Source organism: Pseudomonas vanderleydeniana (genome assembly GCF_014268755.2).
Classification (GTDB): Bacteria; Pseudomonadota; Gammaproteobacteria; order Pseudomonadales; family Pseudomonadaceae; genus Aquipseudomonas; species Aquipseudomonas vanderleydeniana.
The window spans coordinates 6,958,463-6,979,357 of sequence record NZ_CP077093.1 but is presented as its reverse complement, the minus strand read 5'-3'; the positions used below and the strand labels follow the sequence as shown (position 1 = coordinate 6,979,357).

The 20,895-nt window shown below is 63.6% G+C and carries 19 protein-coding genes; 9 read left to right on the top strand and 10 right to left on the bottom strand.

Features of this window, described 5'->3' with window-relative positions:
• Window positions 1-48 precede the first annotated feature (48 nt).
• On the top strand, window positions 49-507 hold the full coding sequence (rsd, locus tag HU752_RS31445; RefSeq protein WP_186688600.1) for a sigma D regulator: 459 nt from the start codon (window positions 49-51) through the stop codon (window positions 505-507).
• A gap of 63 nt (window positions 508-570) precedes the next feature.
• Here the strand turns inward: rsd and HU752_RS31440 are convergent, their stop codons facing one another.
• The gene (locus HU752_RS31440) at window positions 571-1,236 is read right to left on the bottom strand and encodes an FKBP-type peptidyl-prolyl cis-trans isomerase (protein WP_186688598.1); all 666 of its coding nucleotides are present in this window, start codon (window positions 1,234-1,236) and stop codon (window positions 571-573) included.
• A gap of 192 nt (window positions 1,237-1,428) precedes the next feature.
• On the opposite strand from HU752_RS31440, the gene HU752_RS31435 reads away from it, so the two are divergent.
• A complete protein-coding gene (locus HU752_RS31435; RefSeq protein ID WP_217838498.1) occupies window positions 1,429-2,589 on the top strand; it encodes an AlgP family protein in 1,161 nt (386 codons plus the stop codon).
• Here the strand turns inward: HU752_RS31435 and HU752_RS31430 are convergent.
• A complete protein-coding gene (locus HU752_RS31430; protein WP_186683542.1) occupies window positions 2,586-3,050 on the bottom strand; it encodes a TIGR02444 family protein in 465 nt (154 codons plus the stop codon). The two genes, HU752_RS31435 and HU752_RS31430, sit on opposite strands and share 4 nt — an antisense overlap.
• Before the next feature lie 50 nt (window positions 3,051-3,100).
• Here HU752_RS31430 and HU752_RS31425 point away from each other — a divergent pair, with 50 nt between their 5' ends.
• Window positions 3,101-5,011: an ATP-binding cassette domain-containing protein gene (locus HU752_RS31425; RefSeq protein ID WP_186683543.1), complete on the top strand. Its 1,911-nt coding sequence runs from the start codon at window positions 3,101-3,103 to the stop codon at window positions 5,009-5,011.
• Window positions 5,012-5,117: 106 nt separating this feature from the next.
• Window positions 5,118-5,750, top strand: coding sequence for a LysE family transporter (locus HU752_RS31420; protein WP_186683544.1), 633 nt, complete (start codon window positions 5,118-5,120; stop codon window positions 5,748-5,750).
• Window positions 5,751-5,811: 61 nt separating this feature from the next.
• Here the strand turns inward: HU752_RS31420 and HU752_RS31415 are convergent, their stop codons facing one another.
• From HU752_RS31415 to HU752_RS31395, 5 genes are all read right to left on the bottom strand, one after another.
• A complete protein-coding gene (locus HU752_RS31415; RefSeq protein ID WP_186683545.1) occupies window positions 5,812-6,558 on the bottom strand; it encodes a penicillin-binding protein activator LpoB in 747 nt (248 codons plus the stop codon).
• A 3-nt stretch (window positions 6,559-6,561) separates the two neighbouring features.
• Window positions 6,562-7,152, bottom strand: coding sequence for a penicillin-binding protein activator LpoB (lpoB, locus tag HU752_RS31410; RefSeq protein ID WP_054063611.1), 591 nt, complete (start codon window positions 7,150-7,152; stop codon window positions 6,562-6,564).
• Between the two features lie 41 nt (window positions 7,153-7,193).
• Window positions 7,194-7,568: a YcfL family putative periplasmic lipoprotein gene (locus tag HU752_RS31405; RefSeq protein WP_017902616.1), complete on the bottom strand. Its 375-nt coding sequence runs from the start codon at window positions 7,566-7,568 to the stop codon at window positions 7,194-7,196.
• Between the two features lie 17 nt (window positions 7,569-7,585).
• Window positions 7,586-8,983: a COG3014 family protein gene (locus tag HU752_RS31400; protein ID WP_186683546.1), complete on the bottom strand. Its 1,398-nt coding sequence runs from the start codon at window positions 8,981-8,983 to the stop codon at window positions 7,586-7,588.
• A gap of 384 nt (window positions 8,984-9,367) precedes the next feature.
• Window positions 9,368-10,717 (bottom strand): COG3014 family protein, encoded by a 1,350-nt coding sequence (locus HU752_RS31395; protein WP_186683547.1) that lies wholly within the window; start codon window positions 10,715-10,717, stop codon window positions 9,368-9,370.
• A gap of 125 nt (window positions 10,718-10,842) precedes the next feature.
• Here HU752_RS31395 and HU752_RS31390 point away from each other — a divergent pair, with 125 nt between their 5' ends.
• Window positions 10,843-12,738 (top strand): cytochrome c/FTR1 family iron permease, encoded by a 1,896-nt coding sequence (locus HU752_RS31390; RefSeq protein WP_186683548.1) that lies wholly within the window; start codon window positions 10,843-10,845, stop codon window positions 12,736-12,738.
• 2 nt (window positions 12,739-12,740) lie between these two features.
• On the top strand, window positions 12,741-13,196 hold the full coding sequence (locus HU752_RS31385; protein WP_186683549.1) for a YaiI/YqxD family protein: 456 nt from the start codon (window positions 12,741-12,743) through the stop codon (window positions 13,194-13,196).
• Here HU752_RS31385 and elbB read toward each other — a convergent pair.
• Window positions 13,193-13,855, bottom strand: coding sequence for an isoprenoid biosynthesis glyoxalase ElbB (gene elbB, locus HU752_RS31380; RefSeq protein WP_186683550.1), 663 nt, complete (start codon window positions 13,853-13,855; stop codon window positions 13,193-13,195). The two genes, HU752_RS31385 and elbB, sit on opposite strands and share 4 nt — an antisense overlap.
• Window positions 13,856-13,968: 113 nt before the next feature.
• On the opposite strand from elbB, the gene HU752_RS31375 reads away from it, so the two are divergent.
• On the top strand, window positions 13,969-15,207 hold the full coding sequence (locus HU752_RS31375; RefSeq protein WP_186683551.1) for a sterol desaturase family protein: 1,239 nt from the start codon (window positions 13,969-13,971) through the stop codon (window positions 15,205-15,207).
• Here the strand turns inward: HU752_RS31375 and HU752_RS31370 are convergent.
• Entirely contained in the window at window positions 15,185-15,796 is a 612-nt protein-coding gene (locus tag HU752_RS31370; RefSeq protein WP_186683552.1) for a DedA family protein, read from the bottom strand. The two genes, HU752_RS31375 and HU752_RS31370, sit on opposite strands and share 23 nt — an antisense overlap.
• Window positions 15,797-16,003: 207 nt before the next feature.
• On the opposite strand from HU752_RS31370, the gene hemB reads away from it, so the two are divergent.
• Both hemB and ppk1 read left to right on the top strand, forming a co-directional pair.
• The gene (gene hemB / locus HU752_RS31365; RefSeq protein WP_186683553.1) at window positions 16,004-17,017 is read left to right on the top strand and encodes a porphobilinogen synthase; all 1,014 of its coding nucleotides are present in this window, start codon (window positions 16,004-16,006) and stop codon (window positions 17,015-17,017) included.
• Between the two features lie 18 nt (window positions 17,018-17,035).
• Window positions 17,036-19,258 carry a polyphosphate kinase 1 gene (gene ppk1 / locus HU752_RS31360; RefSeq protein WP_186683554.1) on the top strand — a complete coding sequence of 741 codons (2,223 nt, stop codon included), beginning with the start codon at window positions 17,036-17,038 and terminating at the stop codon, window positions 19,256-19,258.
• On the opposite strand, the gene ppx is transcribed toward ppk1, so the two are convergent.
• Window positions 19,245-20,747, bottom strand: coding sequence for an exopolyphosphatase (gene ppx, locus HU752_RS31355; protein ID WP_186683555.1), 1,503 nt, complete (start codon window positions 20,745-20,747; stop codon window positions 19,245-19,247). The genes ppk1 and ppx overlap by 14 nt on opposite strands.
• Window positions 20,748-20,895 lie beyond the last annotated feature (148 nt).

Here is a 20,895-nt window from a genome sequence, read left to right as displayed (position 1 = left end):
GCGGGAACGAGGTGTCGGGCGGCATGACCCTGAAGGGAAGAGATCACCATGCTCGAAAGTTGTCAGAATGCCCAGGAACGCTGGGGCGGAGTTCATCTGCTGATCGATCGCTGGTTGCAGGATCGTCATGAACTCGTGCAGGCCTACGATGCTCTTGGCGCCGAGCCTGGAGCCCTGGCGGAGAGCCGCGAGACATTGCAGGAGTTCTGTGGTGTCCTGGTGGACTACGTGTCGGCGGGGCATTTCGAAATCTACGAACAGCTGACCAGCGAGGCCAAGGCCTTTGGTGACCAGCGCGGACTGAAGCTGGCCGATACCCTCTACCCGCGTATCGATGTGATCACTGAAAAGCTGCTCGCCTTCAACGATCTGTGTGACGCCGGCAAGTGCGTGGCGGAGAAGTTCAAGGAGCTGGGCGGCCTGCTGCACGAGCGCTTCGAGCTCGAGGATTGCCTGATCGAAGTGCTGCACAATGCGCACAAGGAAGAGGCCGTCGCCCAGGCTTGAACAGTCGTGGGCAATCCCTGAAAACGGTGCGCATGGCGCACCGTTTTTCGTTTCAGGCCAGGTTCAACTGGCGACCCCGAGCAGCTCGATATCGAAGACCAGCGGCGTGTAGGGGGCGATCAGGTCACCGGCACCGTCTGCGCCATAGGCCTGGGCTGATGGCAGCACCAGTCGCCACTTGGCGCCGACCGGCATCTGCGGCAACGCGTTGCGCCAGCCATTGATCACGCTGTCCAGGCGGAACCACTGCGGCTGATTGTTCTGGTCGAAGATCGTGCCATTGGGCAGGTGTCCGACGTAGCGCACCTGCACTCGACCGTTGGCGGCAACCTTCTCGCCGGTACCCGGTGTCAGCTCGGTCATCAGGATGCCGTCGGCCAATTCGCGAACACCCGGCTTGGCCTTCTCTTCGGCCAGGAATTTTTTCTCGGCTTCGAGGGCGACTTCGCTCTGCGGCTTGTCCGACTCTTGCGCACCCTGCGCTTCATGTGCGGCGAGGACCTGTTCGATCCGCTCGTTCGTCAGCGCCAGTGGCTTGCCCTGGTAGGCCTGCTGCAAGCCTTCGACCAGAGCCTTGAGCTGCAGGTCCGGAACCTCCTGGCGCAGGCGTTCGCCAAGGCTGGCGCCGAGGCTGTAGGCGAGGTCATGGGCGTCGTCGACTTTTTCCTCCGGTGCGCCGTGGGCCAGTGGCAGGACAAGACACAGCGACAACATTAGGTAACGCGACATGGGAACTCTCCGACCTGAGATCCGACGGATTATGCCAGTGCTGCTCGACGGTTGTTCGTCCTGGCGAATGATCGCCGACAACATTTTTTTCCGCATGCAACGTCGGCCCTTCAATACTGTCAACATGCCCTAGCGGCGGTAGTCACAGAAGGTCTAGTATGAGCCGCACTCACGTCAGCCAGGAGGTAAACCATGTCGGCCACCAAGAAGCCTGTAAATACTCCGTTGCACCTACTCCAACAACTCTCGGGCAGCCTGCTCGAACATTTGGAAAACGCTTGCTCCCAAGCCTTGGCTGATGCTGAAAAACTGCTCGCCAAACTGGAAAAACAACGCGGCAAGGCCCAGGAAAAACTGCACAAGTCGCGCACCAAACTGCAGGACGCCGCCACTGCCGGCAAAGCCAAGGCTCAAGCCAAGGCCAAGGCCGCTGTCGGTGAACTGGAAGAGTTGCTCGACAAGCTGAAAACCAGCCAGTCGGAAACCCGCGCCTACATCCTGCAACTCAAGCGCGATGCACAGGAAAGCCTGAAGTTGGCGCAAGGCGTTGGTCGTGTGAAAGAGGCCGTGACCAAGGCGCTGTCGACTCGTGACGCCAAGCCTGCCGCACCGACCAAAGCTGCTGCCAAGCCAGCCGCGAAACCAGCTGCTGCCAAACCCGCTGCCGCCAAGCCAGCTGCGAAACCAGCCGCTGCTAAAACTGCTGCCGCCAAGCCAGCTGCGAAACCAGCTGCTGCCAAACCTGCTGCCGCCAAGCCAGCTGCGAAACCAGCTGCTGCTAAAACTGCTGCTGCCAAGCCAGCTGCGAAACCGGCCGCTGCTAAAACTGCTGCCGCCAAGCCAGCCGCGAAACCAGCTGCTGCCAAACCCGCTGCCGCCAAGCCAGCTGCGAAACCAGCCGCTGCTAAAACTGCTGCCGCCAAGCCAGCCGCGAAACCGGCCGCTGCCAAACCCGCTGCCGCCAAACCAGCTGCGAAACCGGCCGCTGCCAAACCTGCTGCCGCCAAGCCAGCTGCGAAACCAGCCGCTGCCAAACCTGCTGCCGCCAAGCCGGCTGCGAAACCAGCCGCTGCCAAACCCGCTGCCGCCAAGCCAGCCGCGAAACCGGCCGCTGCCAAACCCGCTGCCGCCAAGCCAGCTGCGAAACCAGCCGCTGCCAAACCTGCTGCCGCCAAGCCGGCTGCGAAACCAGCCGCTGCCAAACCCGCTGCTGCCAAGCCAGCAACCCCGACAACTGCTCCAGCAGCATCGGCGCCGACTCCAGCTCCAGCTGCTGCCGCTACGCCTGCACCGACCCCTGCCGCTCCAGCAACCACCCCGGCTGCCAGCAGCACGCCTACCAGCGCTTCCTAAGCCTGGCTCACCACGACGCGCAGCCGATGCAGCGCGTCGTGGCTCAGGTGGGCCGCCTCGCCGGCCGCACCGTCCAGCCACATCGCCAGATCCTCGGCAGCCTCCCGCGGCCAATCCCTGGCAAGTACCTCCAGGCGCAACAGCAGGTGCTGCTCGGCTTCCAGCTCGAGTGACTTGACCCGATCGCGCAATCCCTTCAGCTCGCTGTCCTGCAAGGCCATGGCCCGCCATTGCCCGCGCAGTTGTCGCAATGGTTGCACCACCTGTTCCCGCCAGGGCTGAGCAACCCCTTGCAAGCTTGCCAGTCGCCCGGGTTCATACCTGACACCGTACGCCCCGAGCCAGGCCGCACAGAGCAGCAGGCAGACATCCGCCCCTTGCTCCTGTAGCGCCAGGCAGGCCTTTTCCACGTCGGGTTTGGCGTAAATTTCCAGGGAAAACGTCCACAGGTCAGCATGCATGGTGAGATCCGCGCCAGTTGCGAGGGAAGCTGGTAGACTCCGCCGCCATTATGATTCGACTTCAGAACCTGACTTTACAGCGTGGCCCGCAACGTCTGCTAGAAGACGCCGAGCTGACCCTGCACGCCGGCCAGAAAGCCGGCCTGATCGGTGCCAACGGCGCCGGCAAATCGAGCCTGTTCGCCCTGTTGCGGGGTGAGCTGCACCCGGACTCGGGTGACTGCTTCCTGCCGGCCGATTGGCGTATCGCCCACATGCGCCAGGAGGTCGATACCCTCGAACGCCTGGCGGTCGACTATGTGCTCGACGGCGACGTGCGCCTGCGCCAGGTGCAGCGTGACCTGGCTGCCGCCGAAGCGGCCCAGGACGGCGCGGCCCTGGCTCGCCTGCACTCGGAGCTCGACAGCGCCGACGGCTATACCGCCGATGCCCGTGCCCGCAAGTTGCTGGCCGGCCTCGGGTTCACGAACGAGCAGATGGATCGTCAGGTCGGCGACTTCTCCGGTGGCTGGCGGATGCGCCTGAACCTGGCGCAGGCACTGATGTGCCCGTCGGATCTGCTGCTGCTCGACGAACCGACCAACCACCTCGATCTCGATGCGATCATCTGGCTGGAAGACTGGCTCAAGAGCTACCCCGGCACCTTGCTGCTGATCTCCCACGACCGCGACTTCCTCGATGAAGTGGTCGACCACGTGGCCCATGTCGACCAGCGCAAGCTGGTGCTCTATCGCGGTGGCTACACCGCGTTCGAACGCGCCCGTGCCGAGCGTCTGGCCCAGCAGCAACAGGCCTACGAGAAGCAGCAGGCGCAGCGTGCGCACATGGAAAGCTACATCGCCCGCTTCAAGGCCCAGGCCACCAAGGCCCGCCAGGCGCAGAGCCGGATCAAGGCCCTGGAGCGGATGGAGGAGCTGTCGGCGGCCCATGTCGATTCGCCGTTCGACTTCACCTTCCGCGAGTCGCATAAGATCTCCAGCCCGCTGCTGGACCTTTCCGACGCGCGCCTGGGCTATGGCGACAAGACCATCCTGGAGAAGGTCAAGCTGCAACTGACTCCGGGTGCCCGGATCGGCCTGCTTGGCCCCAACGGTGCGGGCAAGTCGACGCTGATCAAGAACCTGGCCGGCGACCTGTCGCCTCTGGCAGGGCGCCTGACCCGTGGCGAAAACACCGTGGTCGGTTACTTCGCCCAGCACCAGCTCGACTCGCTGGACTCCAAGGCCAGTCCGTTGCTGCATCTGCAGCGCCTGGCACCGACCGAGCGTGAGCAGACCTTGCGTGACTTCCTCGGCGGCTTCGATTTCCGGGGTGCACGCATCGACGAGCCGGTCCTGAATTTCTCCGGCGGCGAGAAGGCCCGGTTGGCCCTGGCGCTGATCGCCTGGGAGCGGCCGAACCTGCTGCTGCTCGATGAACCGACCAACCACCTGGACCTGGAAATGCGCCTGGCATTGACCATGGCCCTGCAGGAGTTCAGTGGCGCGGTGCTGGTGGTTTCCCACGACCGTCATCTGCTCAAGAGCACCACCGACAACTTCTTCCTGGTCGCTGACGGCAAGGTCGAGGAATTCGATGGCGACCTGGATGACTACGCCCGTTGGCTGGTGGAGTATCGCCAGCGCAATGCGCCGGTCAGCAGCACGCCGGTCAATCCCGACAAGACCGACAAGAAGGCCCAGCGCCAGGCCGCGGCCGCCCTGCGCCAGCAACTGGCACCGCACAAGCGCCAGGCGGACAAGCTCGAAGCCGAGCTGGGCAAGCTGCATGAGCGCCTGGCAGTGGTCGAGGAGAGCCTCGGCGACAGCGCACTCTACGAGGCTGCCCGCAAGGACGAGCTACGTGACCTGTTGGCCGAGCAGGCCAAGTTGAAGGCCCGTGAGTCCGAGCTGGAAGAGGCCTGGATGGCAGCCCTGGAACTGCTGGAGAGCATGCAGGCGGAACTGGAGGCGTTGTCCTGACGGACACGCCGCTGCCGCGGTTGTCGGCCGCTCAAGAAAACGGTGGTCAAGTTCACGCCTTCGGATTAGCTTAGAGGTTTGTTACAGCGTTTATCCGAGGTGCGTGATGCTGCTTGAGACATGGTTGGCCTTTTTTGCGGCATGCTGGGTGATCAGCCTGTCTCCGGGCGCGGGTGCCATCGCCTCGATGTCCAGTGGCTTGCAGTACGGCTTCCTGCGCGGCTATTGGAACGCCCTCGGCCTGCAACTGGGCCTGGCGGCGCAGATTGCGGTGATCGCGGCTGGCGTTGGTGCGATCCTGGCGGCGTCTTCCACCGCTTTCTATGCCATCAAGTGGTTCGGTGTGATCTACCTGGTCTATCTCGCGGTCAAGCAATGGCGCGCGCTGCCCAGCGACATGGCTGAAGAGGCGACGATCCGCCCGGTCGGCAAGCCGCTGACCCTGATGTTCCGCGGCTTCCTGGTCAACGTCAGCAACCCCAAGGCCCTGGTGTTCATGCTCGCGGTACTGCCGCAATTCATCGACCCGCATGCGCCGCTGGTGCATCAGTACCTGATCCTGGGTGTCACCATGATCGGTGTCGACATGATCGTCATGGCCGGCTACACGGGCCTGGCGGCCAAGGTCCTGCGCCTGCTGCGCACGCCTCGGCAACAGCGCCGGATGAACCGTACCTTTGCCGGCTTGTTCGTCGGTGCGGCGGGCTTCCTGGCAACCCTGCACAAGGCCACGACCTGAGGCAGGACACGAGCAGAAAAAAAGGCGACCACTGGGGTCGCCTTTTTTGTGCCGCCTGGAATTACTGCAGAACCCTGGCCGGCTCATCCGGTGGCAGGTTGTTGCGCTGCAGGGGCGGGCGCTGGTCCGGGTACATGTCCGGACCACCGAGCTGCATGCTCAGTTGCCGTGCGACATCCTCGCCCAGGGACTTCGAGACATCACGTACCACCCGCGGACGGTTCAGCGACACGCGGATATCCCGGCTGTTGACCAGCTTGGTGTCCTGCCCTTCACCCATGGCGGTGAACGCCGAGGTGATCTGGTAGGTCCGGGTGTTGATCAGGCTGAAGTCACCCACCAGGGTCAGGCCCAGCACCGCCGAGTAGCTGTTGGTGTTGGCCAGTTCGTTGATGTCCTGGGTGAAGTCGATGTCCGAGACGGTACCGAACAGCACGTAGTCGGCACCCTTGAAGTTGCCGGCCTTGATCCGCTTGATGACGTCGTAGACGTCGCCCTTGGAGTTGGACGTGTAGGGTGTGCCCTGGACCAGCTGGAACATGCCGCTGCGCAGGATCTCGCCCTTGATGTCGCCGGTGAACTTGCGCAGTTCGCCCTGCTCGATATAGCTGCTGCGGCTTTCATACTCGTCGTAGCTCGCGGCACCAGAGGCGCCGTAGTAGCCCTGCTGGTAGTTGGCGCGGGCCGAAACGCTACGAATGTACTGCTCCACCTGTGCCTGATAGGCCAGGTCGGCCACTGCGACCTTCGGCGCAGCCTGTACGCCAAAGGCCCAGGCCAGGCCGATAATGCCAATCCATGCTCGCATTGCTTAACGCTCCGTGGTTTTGCGGATCTCTTTCTCGTCCATCCATTCGGCCAGGCCGCTTTCGACGTCGATCAGTTGCAGGCTGAACTTGTAGAACACGTCCTTGTAGTCGCTGCTGCGCTTGACGATCGAGCTGATCGAGCCTTCCAGGCGGTACTTGGCGGCGATCATGTTGCCGGTCTTGCTGATGGTGCTCTTCTTGTACAGGCCGCTCTGGTTCTGCAGCTTGAGCTGGTCGACCTGGCTCTGCATCTCGGTGTTGTCGCTGGCGAAACGGGCGGTGCCGGACTTCATCAGCTGGGTCTTGATCGAGGTGGTGATCTCGCGGGTGTCGATGTACTCGCTGGTCTTGTTCTTCACATCGTAGACCTGGACCACCGGGCGGCCCTGCAGCACGCCGGACTGGGCCAGGGAGCGGGTCATGGACTCGGCGATCATCTGCAGGTCGGTGGAGCCGAACTCGTTGGTGACCAGCTCGACAGCCTTGGTATCACCGTAGCTGATGTTCTTGCCGCCGAGGACCGGCGAGGTGTTCTGGGCGCAGCCGCTGGCCAGCAGGGCGACGACGGCGAGGAGCGAAAAACGTGCAAACATGGAGAGGTTCTCTTCAAAGGGGCGCAAGGGGTGGCTTCACATCAAGGCGTCTTGACTTCCAGGCGGAAGTCGACGGCCTTCGGCGTCGGGGCAATGGCCGGCAGGAAGGTGCTCTGGGCACCATACAGGCTCAGGGTCTTCCAGGTTTCCTCATCGGCGACCGGGAAGCCGTCGTTGCCCAGCCAGGCAAAGCGGTAATACATCATCTTGTTCTTGGTGCGCGTGTTGCTCAGCTGCACCTTGACGGTCAGGAAGCCGTTTTCCCGGGCGACGCGGATGGCACCCACCTGGATGTCCTCCATTTCGCCCATGGCGACGATCTTGCTCGCGGCGCTACCCGGTGCCGGTGGTGGCGGAGGGGTTGCACAACCGGCCAGCAGGGCCAGGGCAACGACAGCGGTCAGTTTGAAACGCATGGAAGAAGACTCCGTTCTCAAGGTTGTTTGATGCTGGCGACGGCGGTCGGGTTGCCGCTCGGGATCCGTTGGGCCGCCAGGCCGCTGGTGAACACCTGGTTGCCGATGGCCCGCAGGCTGATGACCTGGTAGTGCCGATCGACGTTGATCTTGACCAGCGAGCCACCGACCGCGCTAGGCAGCGACACCTGGTGCTCGCCCTTTTTCAGACGCAGGCGGACCACCTGGGTGGTGTCCGGCAGGGTGCGCCAGGTGCGGGTGTCGGCACCTTCGAGCACGGCGGAGGTGAGGCCCACGGCCAGGCCCGCCATCGGGTTGACCTTGTTCAGGTTCTTCTGGGCGATGCCGCGGCTGATGGCTCGTACGCTGGTGCGCAGGATGATGCCCGGCATGTCGTCGCGCAGGGCGCGGCTGGACATGGCGGTGGTGCTGTTGAGGGCGGTCAGGTTGACCGCCTGGCCATCGACGCCGATCTGGCTGAAGCCCGGCGTGGAGGTGTCGGCCTTGATGATCGGGAACGACAGTGGGGTGATGACCACGTTGTCGGAGATCAGCAGCGGCAGCGGGATGCGGATCGAGTCGCGGGCGGGTGCCAGGCCGCTTTGCACGACGATCAGGATGTCGCTGTCATCGTCCTTGCCGGCCGGCTTGTCGAGGTTGACCAGGGCCTGCTCGAGCAGTGGGGTGTTGGGGCGCAGCTCGGCTGCCTGGCGATAGCCCGGCGCGGCCAGGTCCTTCTCGCCCAGTGCTTCATAGACATAACCGGCAAGGTAGTGGCTGAAGGCGCTCTGGTAGCTGTTCTTCAGGCTGACCACTTCAGGGGCGTCGAGGCTGGCCACCGGGTAGCCCTTGAGGTCCTTGTACTGGGTCTTGATGCCTTGCTTGTCGGCTTCCTCTTCGCGCTTGAGGTACTCCTTGTCGCGCAGCTCGGCGATCACGGCTTCACGCTCGTGGGTCTTCTTGATCGCGGTGCGGGCGCTCTCGAAGTCGTTGGTGGCGAGGAAGTTCAGGGCCATCTGGGTGGTCAGCATGACCTTTTCGTAGTCGTAGCCTTCGTAGCGGCGGACCTTGTCGTTGACCAGGAAACTGCCGAACTGGGCGGCGTACTTGGCGTAGTCGAGCTTGACCGCATCCTCCCACTGGCCAACCACCTGGTCGGCGCTGCCCCAGGCCAGCTGGCTGCCGGCGATGTCGCCCTTGGCGCGCAGCAGCTCACCCTTCTCGAAGTAGTACAGCAGGTCGCGGTCTTCGCCGGTGTTGTTCTTCTCCAGCAGCGACAGCGCCGCGTCGACATTGCCGGAGGCCAGTTGCTGGTTGGTCTGCGCCAGTTCACTGTCGTAGTTGCGGAACACCGAGCAGCCGGACAGCAGTGCCACGGCCCCAAGGGCGATAAAAAGACGGGTGCTGGGTGTCATGAGCGACATCTTCCCTGATGATGAAAAAGCAGCCGGAGGGCGGGCCTGGCTGGAAGAACCCATTGGCAGGGGAAGGTCACCCTGACAATTCCTCATTAAAAGAGGAGCTTTTATTGCGTTTGCCCATAACACCGGCGCGGCATTATAGGCAGCGACTGCTGGCGATGTAATAGCTTTTTGCTCCCATTTAGTGGCTCATCGCAGCGTCGAGAGATGCAGTACCCAATTACGGTAAATGCGCGTGAGTTTCGGCGTCGACGTGTCGGGAGAGGAAGATCGCGTAGGAGTCCGCATCTGTCTTGGCCGGACCGATCCGGGGAATTGTCAGGTACGGCGCAACTGCCACACACGGCGGGTGGGTTTCCCACCCCTGGATCCGACGCTTCAGGGCTTCGCCTGTTCTGATCGGGTGGCGTAGCCGCTGGTGAAGGCTTGCTGGCCGATCAGGCGCAGGCCGATCACCTGGAACGGCTGGTCGATCTTGAACGCGATCGTTCTGGCCTTGGACAGCTGCAGTTGGTGCAGCCCTGGCTTCAGTCGCAGGCGAGCGACCAGCGTGTTGTCCGGCAGGGTGCGCCAGGTCCGGGTGTCGGCCTGTTCGAAGGGCGCGTCGGCGATCTGCTTGGCTTCCTTCGGATGTTTCTGGTTGTACTGGGCCTGTACCAGCGCATGGGCGTTGGCACGCAGGCGCGTTCGTTGAATGATGCCTGGCATGTCATCGCGCAGGGTACGCAGGGACATGTCGTTGATGCTGTTGAGCAGGGTCAGCGGTTGTTTGCGTCCGTCGATGCTGACGGAACCGGGCCGGGCTGTGGAGTTGTCCGGCAGCAGGATGGGGAAGGACACGAAGGACGTGATGGTCTGGCCGTCGTTCATCGGCACGGAGATGGGCAGGCGTACCGAGCTGCGCGCGGGTGCCAGGCCGGTCTGGATGATGATCAGCACATCGCTGCCGTCCGCCACCTGCGGTGGTTTGCCAAGGTTGGCCAGGGCCTGTTCGAGAAATGCCGTGTTCGGCCGCAGCTCGATGGCCTGGCGATAACCGGGCGCCGCCAGGTCGCGCTCGCCCAAGGCCTCGTAGACGAAGCCGGAAAGGTAATGGCTGAATGCACTCTGGTAGCCATTCTTCAGTGCCAGCACCTGTGGCGCGTCGAGGATCTGCACCGGATAACCCTGCAGGTTCTTGTAGCGCAGGTCGATGCCCTGCTTGCGCGCCTCGGTCTCCAGGCGCAGGTACTCCTGGTCCCGCAATTCGGCGATCTGCGTTTCACGTTCGTGGGTCTTCCTGATATCGACGCGCGCCCCGTCGAAGTCATTCAGCGCCAGGTGGTTGAGAGCCATCTGGGTGGTCAGCATGACCTTTTCGTAGTCGTAGCCGTCGTAGCGGCGGACCTTGTCGTTGATCGCCAGGGTGCCCAGGGTGGCGAGGATCTTCAGGTAGTCGATGTCCGTCGAGTCCTCGCGCACCAACACGGCGCGGTCCGCCGTCCGCCAGGCCGCCTGGCTGGCGTCCAGGTCGCCCTTGGCCCGCAGCAGCTCGCCTTTTTCCAGGTAGTACAGCAGATCCTTCTCGTCCCAGGGATTGTGGCGTTCGAGCAGGTACAGGGCCAGGTCGACGTTGCCGGCGCTCAACTGTTCGTTGGTCAGCTGCATCTCGGTGTTGTAGTCGCGGTAGATTGCGCAACTGCCGAGCAGGCAGCAGAACAGCAGGGGAGTGAGCAGGCGCCAGACCATGGTTTTTACTGTCTTCCTTGCAGGCTTTCGAAGCGGCTATTTGTCCCTTTGCACGCACAACCCTTGAGTGAGGCGCGATGAGAGGGAACAATATGTTACTTCGCATTTCCATTTAGGTCGTTTCAATGATTGTTCCCACGCGTTTCCTGGCCTGGCTGATGCTGCCGATGTTCGCCCTATGCAGCACCCACCTGCTGGCGAACACGGTGGAAGGCGCCCCACAGGCCCTGCACCTGATCGATTACATCGGCGCGGACTACCCGGCGACGGTGGCGGATGGCAAGGTTATCGACGAAACCGAGTACCACGAGCAACTGGAATTCCTCACCGCGCTGCAGAAACTGATCGTCGCGCTGCCGGCCCGTGCCGAGCGGGCGGAACTGGAACAGGGTGTGGTCGACCTGCGCCAGTCCATCACTGATCGCCAGGATGGCCCGGTCGTTGCCCGCCAGGCGCGTCAGCTGGGCGCCAGGCTGGCGGTGGCCTACGAGGTCAGCCAGGCGCCGGCCATTACCCCGGATCCGGCCCGCGGTGCACCGCTGTACGCCCAGCAATGCTCGGTCTGCCATGGCGAGAACGGGGCGGGCGACGGCCCGGCGGGCAGTGGCATGACACCGCCACCGGCCAACCTGCGTGACGCTTCGCGACTGGACCGCCTGAGCCTCTACGGGATCTACAATACCCTGACCCTTGGTGTGGAAGGGACGGACATGCCGTCGTTCGCCGACCAGCTCGATGAGCGCCAGCGCTGGGACCTGGCCACCTATATCGCCAGCTTCAGCGCCGCGCCGGTGGCCAAGAGCGACAAGGCCTACAACCTCGCCGACCTGGCTCGCCAGACCCCGAGCGAAATCCAGGCTGCCGAGGGCGACGAGGCCGCCGCGCTGTTCCGTGCCCAGCGTGCCCAGCCGCCGCAGGTCAAGCGTGGTCCGTCGCAACTGCTCGACTACACCGCGACGACCCTGGACAAGAGCCTGGCCGCCTATCGCGCCGGCGACCGCGAGCAGGCCTACGACCTGTCCGTGGCGGCCTACCTGGAAGGCTTCGAGCTGGTCGAGAGCTCGCTGGATAACGTTGACGCCAATGTGCGCAAGGACACCGAGAAGTCGCTGATGGCCTACCGGCAGTCCCTGCAGGACGGCCTGCCGGTGGACCAGGTGGAACAACGCCTGGGCATTGCCAAGGACAAGCTCAAGGCGTCCGCCGGGCTGCTCGGCAACGATGGCCTGAGCCAGTCGCTGAGCTTCATTTCCGGCCTGTTGATCCTGTTGCGCGAGGGCCTGGAAGCGATCCTGGTGCTGGCGGCGATCCTCGCGTTCCTGCGCAACACCGGCCAGCAGTCGGCGGTGCGCAGCGTCAACATCGGTTGGGGCCTGGCCTTGCTGGCCGGCCTGGGTACCTGGGCGCTGGCGGCGTATGTGATCGACGTCAGCGGCTCGCAGCGTGAACTGCTCGAGGGCTGCACGGCGCTGTTCGCCAGTGTGATGGTGCTCTGGCTTGGCGTGTGGATGCACGACCGTCGGCATGCCGCGGCCTGGCAGGACTACATCAAGAGCAGCCTGGTCAGCGGTGGCGGCCGTTTCGGTTTTGCCGTGCTGGCGTTCTTCTCGGTGTATCGCGAACTGTTCGAAGTGATCCTGTTCTATGAAACCCTCTGGCTGCAGGCCGGCCCTGCCGGGCACAACGCGGTCCTGGCGGGTGGTGCGACGGCGCTGGTGCTGCTGTTCGGCCTGGCCTGGGTGATTCTGCGCGGTTCGGCGAAACTGCCGCTGGCGCTGTTCTTCGGTATCAACGCCGGGTTGCTCTGTGCCCTGTCGGTGGTGTTCGCCGGGCATGGCGTCAAGGCGCTGCAGGAAGCCGGGATCTTCGGTACGCGGCCGGTGGCGTTCTTCGACTTCGAGTGGCTGGGGATTCACGCCGACGCCTACTCGCTGGGTGCTCAAGCCGTCGCGTTGCTGGCGATCATCGTGCTCTACGGCCGTAGCCGGCTGGCGGAGAAACGCCGGTTGCAGGCGTCCTGAGCATGCGCGTGTGGATCGATGCCGACGCCTGTCCGCGGATCGCCCGGGACCTGGTGGTGAAGTTCGCCCTCAAGCGGCAGTTCGAGGTGGTGCTGGTGGCGGGGCAACCGCAGCCCCGCCCACCGTTCGCCATCGTCAAGCTGATCGTGGTACCCAGCGGGCCGGATGCCGCCGACGACTATCTGGTCGAGCATGCGGTGCCGGGTGAGCTGGTGATCTGCAGTGACGTGCCGCTGGCCGACCGCCTGGTGAAAAAGGGCGTGGCGGCCCTCGATCCACGGGGCAAGCCGTTCGACGAGCAGAACATGGGCGAGCGGCTGGCGGTGCGCAACCTGTTCACCGACCTGCGTGAGCAGGGGCAGGTCGGGGGTGGCCAGGCGCCCTATGGCGAACGCGAGAAACAGGCGTTCGCCAATTCGCTCGATCGGATCCTGACGCGGCTCGCCCGCGCGTCCTAGCCCTCCTGGGCCAGTTCCAGTACCCGGTCCACCAGCTTGTTGATGCCCGCCGCCGCTTCGCCAATCGACTGGGCGAGCATGTAGGCGGGGGTCGTCACCAGCTTGCGCGCCGGGTCCTCGACGATGTCATCCACCGCGCATTCCTGGTGGTTGGCGCCCATCCTGCCCAATGCCTTGGCCGTATCGGCATCGTTGCCGATGGTGCAGGTCACGCCCGGGCCGTAGATCTTCGCCGCCAGCGCCGGTGCGATGCAGATCAACCCCACCGGCTTGCCGGCTTCGGCGAAGGCCTCGGCCAACGCCAGGACTTCGGCCTGTACGCTGCAGCCAGTGCCTTCGACGGCAAAGTTGGAAAGGTTCTTCGCCGCCCCGAAACCGCCGGGCACGATCAGTCCGTCGAACTCCCGTACATCGGCCTCGCGCAGGTCGCGGACCTGGCCGCGGGCGATGCGTGCCGACTCCACCAGCACATTGCGCGACTCGGGCATCTGCTCGCCGGTCAGGTGGTTGATCACGTGCAACTGGGCGATGTTCGGCGCGAAGCACTGCACCCGGGCACCGCGCTGATCCAGACGCAACAGCGTCAGCACGCTCTCCTGGACCTCGGCGCCGTCGTACACGCCGCAGCCGGAAAGGATTACCGCGATTTTCCTGGTCATGTTGGACCTCCCGAATTCTGGCGTTAAATGTCTACCAATCTGGCATTCATTGTCAGCGGAATTTATGCCGACTACACCTAATCTTGGGCCAATCGTTCCTCTTGGGTAGCGCCATGGACCTCATTCCCTATGCGATTCCGTTTTTCGTCGTACTGATCATCGTCGAGCTGCTGACCGACTATCGGCGTGGCACCCGCCACTATCGGGTGGCCGACGCGATCAACAGCCTCAGCACCGGCGTGCTGTCGACCACCACCGGCATTCTGACCAAGGGCGTGGGCCTGGTGACCTACGCCATCGCCCTCGAGCACCTGGCGTTGTTCGACCTGCCGGCCGACAGCCCGTGGGTCTGGGTCATGGCCTTCGTGGTCTACGACTTCTGCTACTACTGGCTGCATCGCATGGGGCATGAGCGCAATATCCTCTGGGCCGCGCACTCGGTGCATCACCAGAGCGAGGAGTACAACCTGTCCACGGCCCTGCGCCAGACCAGCACCGGCTTCCTGCTGAGCTGGATCTTCTACCTGCCGCTGGCGGTGATCGGCGTGCCGTTGCCGGTGTTCATCACCGTCGCGGCGCTCAACCTGCTCTACCAGTTCTGGGTGCACACCCGGCACATTCCCAAGCTCGGCTGGTACGAGTGGTTTTTCGTCACGCCGTCCAACCACCGTGCGCATCACGCGCAGAACCCTCTCTATATGGATCGCAACTATGGCGGCGTGTTCATTCTCTGGGACCGGCTGTTCGGTACCTTCCAGGAAGAAGATGACGCCGAGCCGGTGGTGTTCGGGGTGACCACGCCGCTGGCCAGTTGGAACCCGCTGTGGGCCAACCTGCAGTTCTATGCGCAACTGGCCAGTGACGCGCGGCGGGCCGAGAGCTATTGGGACAAGCTGCGCATCTGGTTCATGCACACCGGCTGGCGCCCGGCGGACGTGGCGGCGAAGTACCCGATGGCGAAGCATGACCTGGCGCACTTTCGCAAGTTCGATGTGCCGCTGGAGCTACGCCAGCAGGTCTATATCGCCTTGCAGTTCGCGGTGTACGTGGCGCTGGGCAGCTACTTGATGAACTTCGCCGAGAAGCTGCCCCAGGCGGCGCTGGTGCTCGGTTGGGGAGTGATGCTGTTGGGGCTGTTCGTGCTTGGGGCGGGCCTGGAGAATCGGCCGTGGGCGCTGAAGTTGGAGCTGACGAGGCTGCTGCTGAATGTACCGCTGGTCTGGCTGGCGCCACTGGTCGGACTGTGGCCGGCCAGCCCGCTGGGCTGGATCGGCCTGCTCAGCTACAGCCTGCTGAGCGTGATCGGACTCTACTGCTGCCGCAGCCGGGTCATTCGCTTGGCGGGTTCGTAGGACCGGCCAGGGACTGTTCGGCCTCGACCTTGCGCGCCAGGCGGGCGCTCTTGAAGCGCCGCCAGCTCCAGAGGACCAGGCCGACCAGCAGCAGGCCGCCGAGTACCCACAGCTCGTACTTCTTCACGCTGCCGAGCATGCCTTCGAGAATCGCCCCGAAGTGATAGGCGGCCGCGGCCAGGGCTGCGGCCCAGATCGCCGCGCCGATACCGTTGAGCAGCAGGTAGCGCCCCGGTGGATAACCCGACAGGCCGATCGCCACCGGCATCACTGTCCGCAGGCCGTAGACGAAGCGGAAGCTCAGCACCCAGATGTCCGGATGGCGGCGGATATGTTCCAGGGCGCGGTCACCCATCGACTGCCAGCGCGGCTTGCGCGCCAGCAACTTGCGGCCATGCTTGCGCCCCAGGAAGTACCACAGCTGGTCGCCGGCATAGCTGCCGAAGAATGCCACGATAACCACCAGGTTGATGTCCATGTATCCGCGAAACGCCAGGAAGCCTGCGAGTACCAGAATGGTCTCGCCTTCGAAGAACGTTCCGAGAAACAGGGCGAAGTAGCCGAAATCCTGCAGAAATTGTTGGAGCATTGTCTGGATGCTGGCGAAATGAACGCGCAGCCTAACCCTTCGACGACAGAGAGGAAAGTGTCCAAATGTGTCTCGACGTTAACATTTCCTACAAAAGTGGCGACTGCGGCGCCCGGTCGCAGGAGTAAGCACAACTGTCATTCCTTCGTCATAATGGCCGCTTATAACTGCCATGCTCGCCCGTCCGTGCGGGCTCAGGAGTCTGCCGTGAGCTTTACCCCCGCCAATCGCTTGTTTCCCGCCACCCGCCTGCGCCGCAATCGTCGTGATGACTTTTCCCGACGCCTGGTACGCGAGAATGTGCTGACCGTCGACGACCTGATCCTGCCGGTCTTCGTGCTCGATGGCGAAAACCGTCGCGAGGCGGTGGCGTCGATGCCGGGGGTCGAGCGCCTGACCATCGACCTGCTGCTCGAAGAAGCGGCGAACTGGGTCGAGCTGGGGATTCCGGCGCTGGCGCTGTTCCCGGTCACCCCGGCCGAGCTCAAGTCGCTGGACGCCAGCGAGGCCTGGAACCCGCAGGGTATTGCCCAGCGGGCCACCCGAGCCTTGCGCGAGCGCTTTCCGGAGCTGGGCGTGATCACCGACGTGGCCCTGGACCCGTTCACCACCCATGGCCAGGACGGTATCCTCGACGAAGACGGCTACGTCCAGAACGACATCACGGTCGATGCCCTGGTGCGCCAGGCGCTGTCCCACGCCGAGGCGGGTGCCCAGGTGGTGGCGCCGTCCGACATGATGGACGGCCGCGTGCAGGCGATTCGCGAGGCGCTGGAGCTGGCCGGTCACGTCAACGTGCGGATCATGGCCTACTCGGCGAAGTACGCCAGTGCCTACTATGGCCCGTTCCGCGATGCGGTCGGTTCGGCCTCGAACCTGGGCAAGGCGAACAAGGCCTCGTACCAGATGGACCCGGCCAACGGCGACGAAGCCCTGCATGAGGTGGCCGCGGACCTGGCCGAAGGGGCCGACATGGTCATGGTCAAGCCGGGCATGCCGTACCTGGACATCCTTTACCGGGTCAAGAATGAATTCAAGGTGCCGACCTTTGTCTATCAGGTCAGCGGTGAATACGCCATGCACATGGCGGCGATCCAGAATGGTTGGTTGAGTGAAGGGGTCATTCTTGAATCCCTGACCGCTTTTAAACGTGCCGGTGCTGATGGCATCCTGACTTACTTTGCCGTTCGTGCCGCTCAATTGCTACGAGAGCAAAAATAGCCCTCACAGGAACACTCGATGAATACCGAAGGACTCAGCGAAGTTGAAGTAAAAGAAGCTCAACCGGTGGTCGAGCAGATCGTCGAAACCCCGCCGGAGCTGGAACCGACGCCGGTGGTTGCCGAGGCGCCGCACGTGGCGGTGCCGTCGGTAGTGGCGATTCCGAACCTGGATGACAGCAGCCTCTACATCCATCGCGAGCTGTCGCAGCTGCAATTCAACATTCGGGTGCTGGAACAGGCGCTGGACGAGTCCTATCCGCTGCTGGAGCGGCTCAAGTTCCTGCTGATCTTTTCCAGCAACCTCGACGAGTTCTTCGAGATCCGTGTCGCCGGGCTGAAGAAGCAGATCACCTTTGCCCGCGAACAGGCCGGCGCCGACGGCCTGCAGCCGCACCAGGCGCTGGCGCGTATCAGCGAGCTGGTACACGGCCAGGTCGATCGCCAGTACGCGATCCTCAACGACATCCTGTTGCCGGAGCTGGAGAAACACCAGGTCCGCTTCATCCGTCGCCGCTACTGGACCGCCAAGCTCAAGACCTGGGTGCGCCGCTACTTCCGCGACGAGATCGCGCCGATCATCACCCCGATCGGCCTCGATCCGACGCACCCGTTCCCGTTGCTGGTGAACAAGAGCCTGAACTTCATCGTCGAGCTCGAGGGTATCGATGCCTTCGGTCGCGACTCGGGCCTGGCGATCATTCCGGCGCCGCGCCTGCTGCCGCGGATCATCAAGGTACCCGAAGACGTCGGTGGCCCGGGTGACAACTATGTATTCCTGTCATCGATGATCCATGCACACGCCGACGACCTGTTCCAGGGCATGAAGGTCAAGGGCTGCTACCAGTTCCGCCTGACCCGTAACGCCGACCTGGCGCTGGATTCCGAGGACGTCGAGGACCTGGCCCGCGCCCTGCGCGGCGAACTGTTCTCCCGTCGCTACGGCGATGCCGTGCGCCTGGAAGTGGCCGACACCTGCCCGAAACACCTGTCGGACTACCTGCTCAAGCAGTTCAACCTGTCCGAGACCGAGTTGTACCAGGTCAACGGTCCGGTGAACCTGACGCGCCTGTTCAGCATCACCAGCCTGGACAGCCATCCGGAGCTGCAATACACGCCGTTCACCCCGCAGATCCCGAAACTGCTGCAGAACAGCGAGAACATTTTCAGCGTGATCAGCAAGCAGGACATCCTGCTGTTGCACCCGTTCGAATCCTTCACCCCGGTGGTCGACCTGCTGCGCCAGGCCGCCAAGGACCCGCATGTCCTGGCCGTGCGCCAGACCCTGTACCGCAGCGGTGCCAACTCGGAAATCGTCGACGCCCTGGTGGACGCGGCGCGCAACGGCAAGGAGGTCACCGCAGTGATCGAATTGCGCGCGCGCTTCGATGAAGAGTCGAACCTGCAACTGGCCAGCCGCCTGCAGGCGGCCGGTGCGGTGGTGATCTATGGCGTGGTCGGCTTCAAGACCCACGCCAAGATGATGCTGATCCTGCGTCGCGAGGCTGGCGAGATCGTGCGTTACGCGCACCTCGGCACCGGCAACTACCACGCCGGCAACGCTCGCCTGTACACCGACTACAGCCTGCTGACCTCCGACGATGCGCTGTGCGAAGACGTCGGCAAGCTGTTCAGCCAACTGATCGGCATGGGTAAGACCCTGCGCATGAAAAAGCTGCTGCATGCGCCGTTCACCCTGAAGAAGGGCATGCTCGACATGATTGCCCGGGAGACCCAGTTCGCCATCGACGGCAAGCCGGCGCACATCATCGCCAAGTTCAACTCGCTGACCGATCCGAAGATCATCCGCGCGCTGTACAAGGCCAGCCAGTGCGGCGTGCGTATCGACCTGGTGGTGCGCGGCATGTGCTGCCTGCGTCCGGGCATTGCCGGCGTCTCGCACAACATCCACGTGCGTTCGATCATCGGCCGCTTCCTGGAGCACACCCGGGTGTTCTACTTCCTCAACGGTGGCGAGGAGCAGATGTTCCTGTCCAGCGCCGACTGGATGGAGCGCAACCTCGACAAGCGGGTCGAGACCTGTTTCCCGGTCGAGGGCAAGAAGCTGATCCTGCGGGTCAAGAAAGAGCTGGAAAGCTATCTGACCGATAACACCCACAGCTGGAGCCTGCAGTCGGACGGTCGCTACATCCGCAACACGCCGACTGGCAACCAGAACCCGCGCAGTGCCCAGGCGACCCTGCTCGATCGCCTGAGCAACCCGGTCCTCAGCGTACGTTGAGGGTGATGTTGACTCGGGTCAGCCACTCCGCCTCCAGGGCGAAGTCGGCCTGAGTCAGCTGGTTCTGGTCCAGCCAGTCCTTGGGGAACACCACATCCAGGGTATCGCCGTCGGCGCGCAACGCGACCTGCGGCATTTCCTGGGTGCCACGGATGTGATGGAACAGGATCGCGAAGCGTAGCAGTACGCACAGGCGAATCAGCTTGATGCCGTCATCACCGAACTCGGCGAACTTGTCCTTGGGAATGTTGCGGCGGTGCCCGCGTACCAGCAGCGCGAGCATCTGCTGGTCTTCGCGGGAGAAGCCGGCCAGGTCCGAGTGCTCGATCAGGTAGGCGCCGTGCTTGTGGTACTGGTAGTGGGCGATGTCCAGGCCGACTTCGTGGACCTTGGCGGCCCAGCCGAGCAACTCGCGCCAGATACCGTCTTCCAGCTCCCAGTCCTTGGCCACCTGGTCGAAGGCGTGCAGTGCCTTGCGCTCGACACGCACCACCTGTTCCGGATCGACGTGGTAGCGCTCCATCAGCGAGGTGAGGGTGCGTTCGCGGACGTCCTCGTGGTGGTGGCGCCCGAGCAGGTCGTAGAGCACGCCTTCGCGCAGGGCGCCGTCGCAGTGGTCCATGCGTTGCAGGTCGAGGGAGTCGAAGATCGCCTCGAGAATCGCCAGGCCGGCCGGGAAGATGGCGCGGCGGTCCGGCTTGATGCCTTCGAAGTCGATCTTCTCGACTTCACCGAGCTTGAACAGTTTGCGCTTGAGCCAGGCTAGGCCCTCGGCATTCACCTCGCCGTTGCCATGGCCGCCGGCCTTGAGGGCCAGGCCGATCGCGCGGATGGTCCCGGACGAGCCGATGGCCTCGTCCCAGGTCAGGCGGTGCAGGGCATGCTCGATGCTCATGATTTCCAGGCGCGCCGCGGTGTAGGCCTGGGCGTAGCGGGCCGGGGTGACCTTGCCGTCGCGGAAGTAGCGCTGGGTATAGCTGACGCAACCCATTTGCAGGCTTTCGCGCAACAGTGGCTCGAAGCGCTGGCCGATGATGAATTCGGTACTGCCGCCGCCGATGTCGGCGACCAGGCGCTTGCCCGGGGTGTCGGCGAGGGTATGGGAGACGCCGAGGTAGATCAGGCGGGCCTCTTCGCGGCCGGAAATGACTTCCACCGGGTGGCCGAGGATTTCTTCGGCGCGGTGGATGAACTCGGCACGGTTGCGTGCTTCGCGCAGGGCGTTGGTGCCGACGATCCGCACGGCGCCCAATGGCATGCCATTGATCAACTGGGCGAAACGCTTCAGGCAGTCGAGCCCGCGCTGCATCGATTCTTCGCTGAGTTTGCGCTCTTCATCGATGCCGGCGGCCAGCTGAACCTTTTCGCCGAGCCGCTCCATGATCCGGATTTCACCGTTCTGGGCCTTGGCCACGACCATGTGGAAGCTGTTCGAGCCCAGGTCGATAGCGGCGATCAGGGAAAGATTCTTGGCTTGGGAATGGGGCATGGTTGAAGGATCTCGGTCGATAACCCCTCCATCGTGCCACGATCAGGCCCGGACGCCAACGTAGGGCACCTGGGAGCAGTGATCGCCGGTGGTTTTGGGGTGGTGGAAAATCATTGCGTCAATTTTCCTGCACGAATATGTCACATTC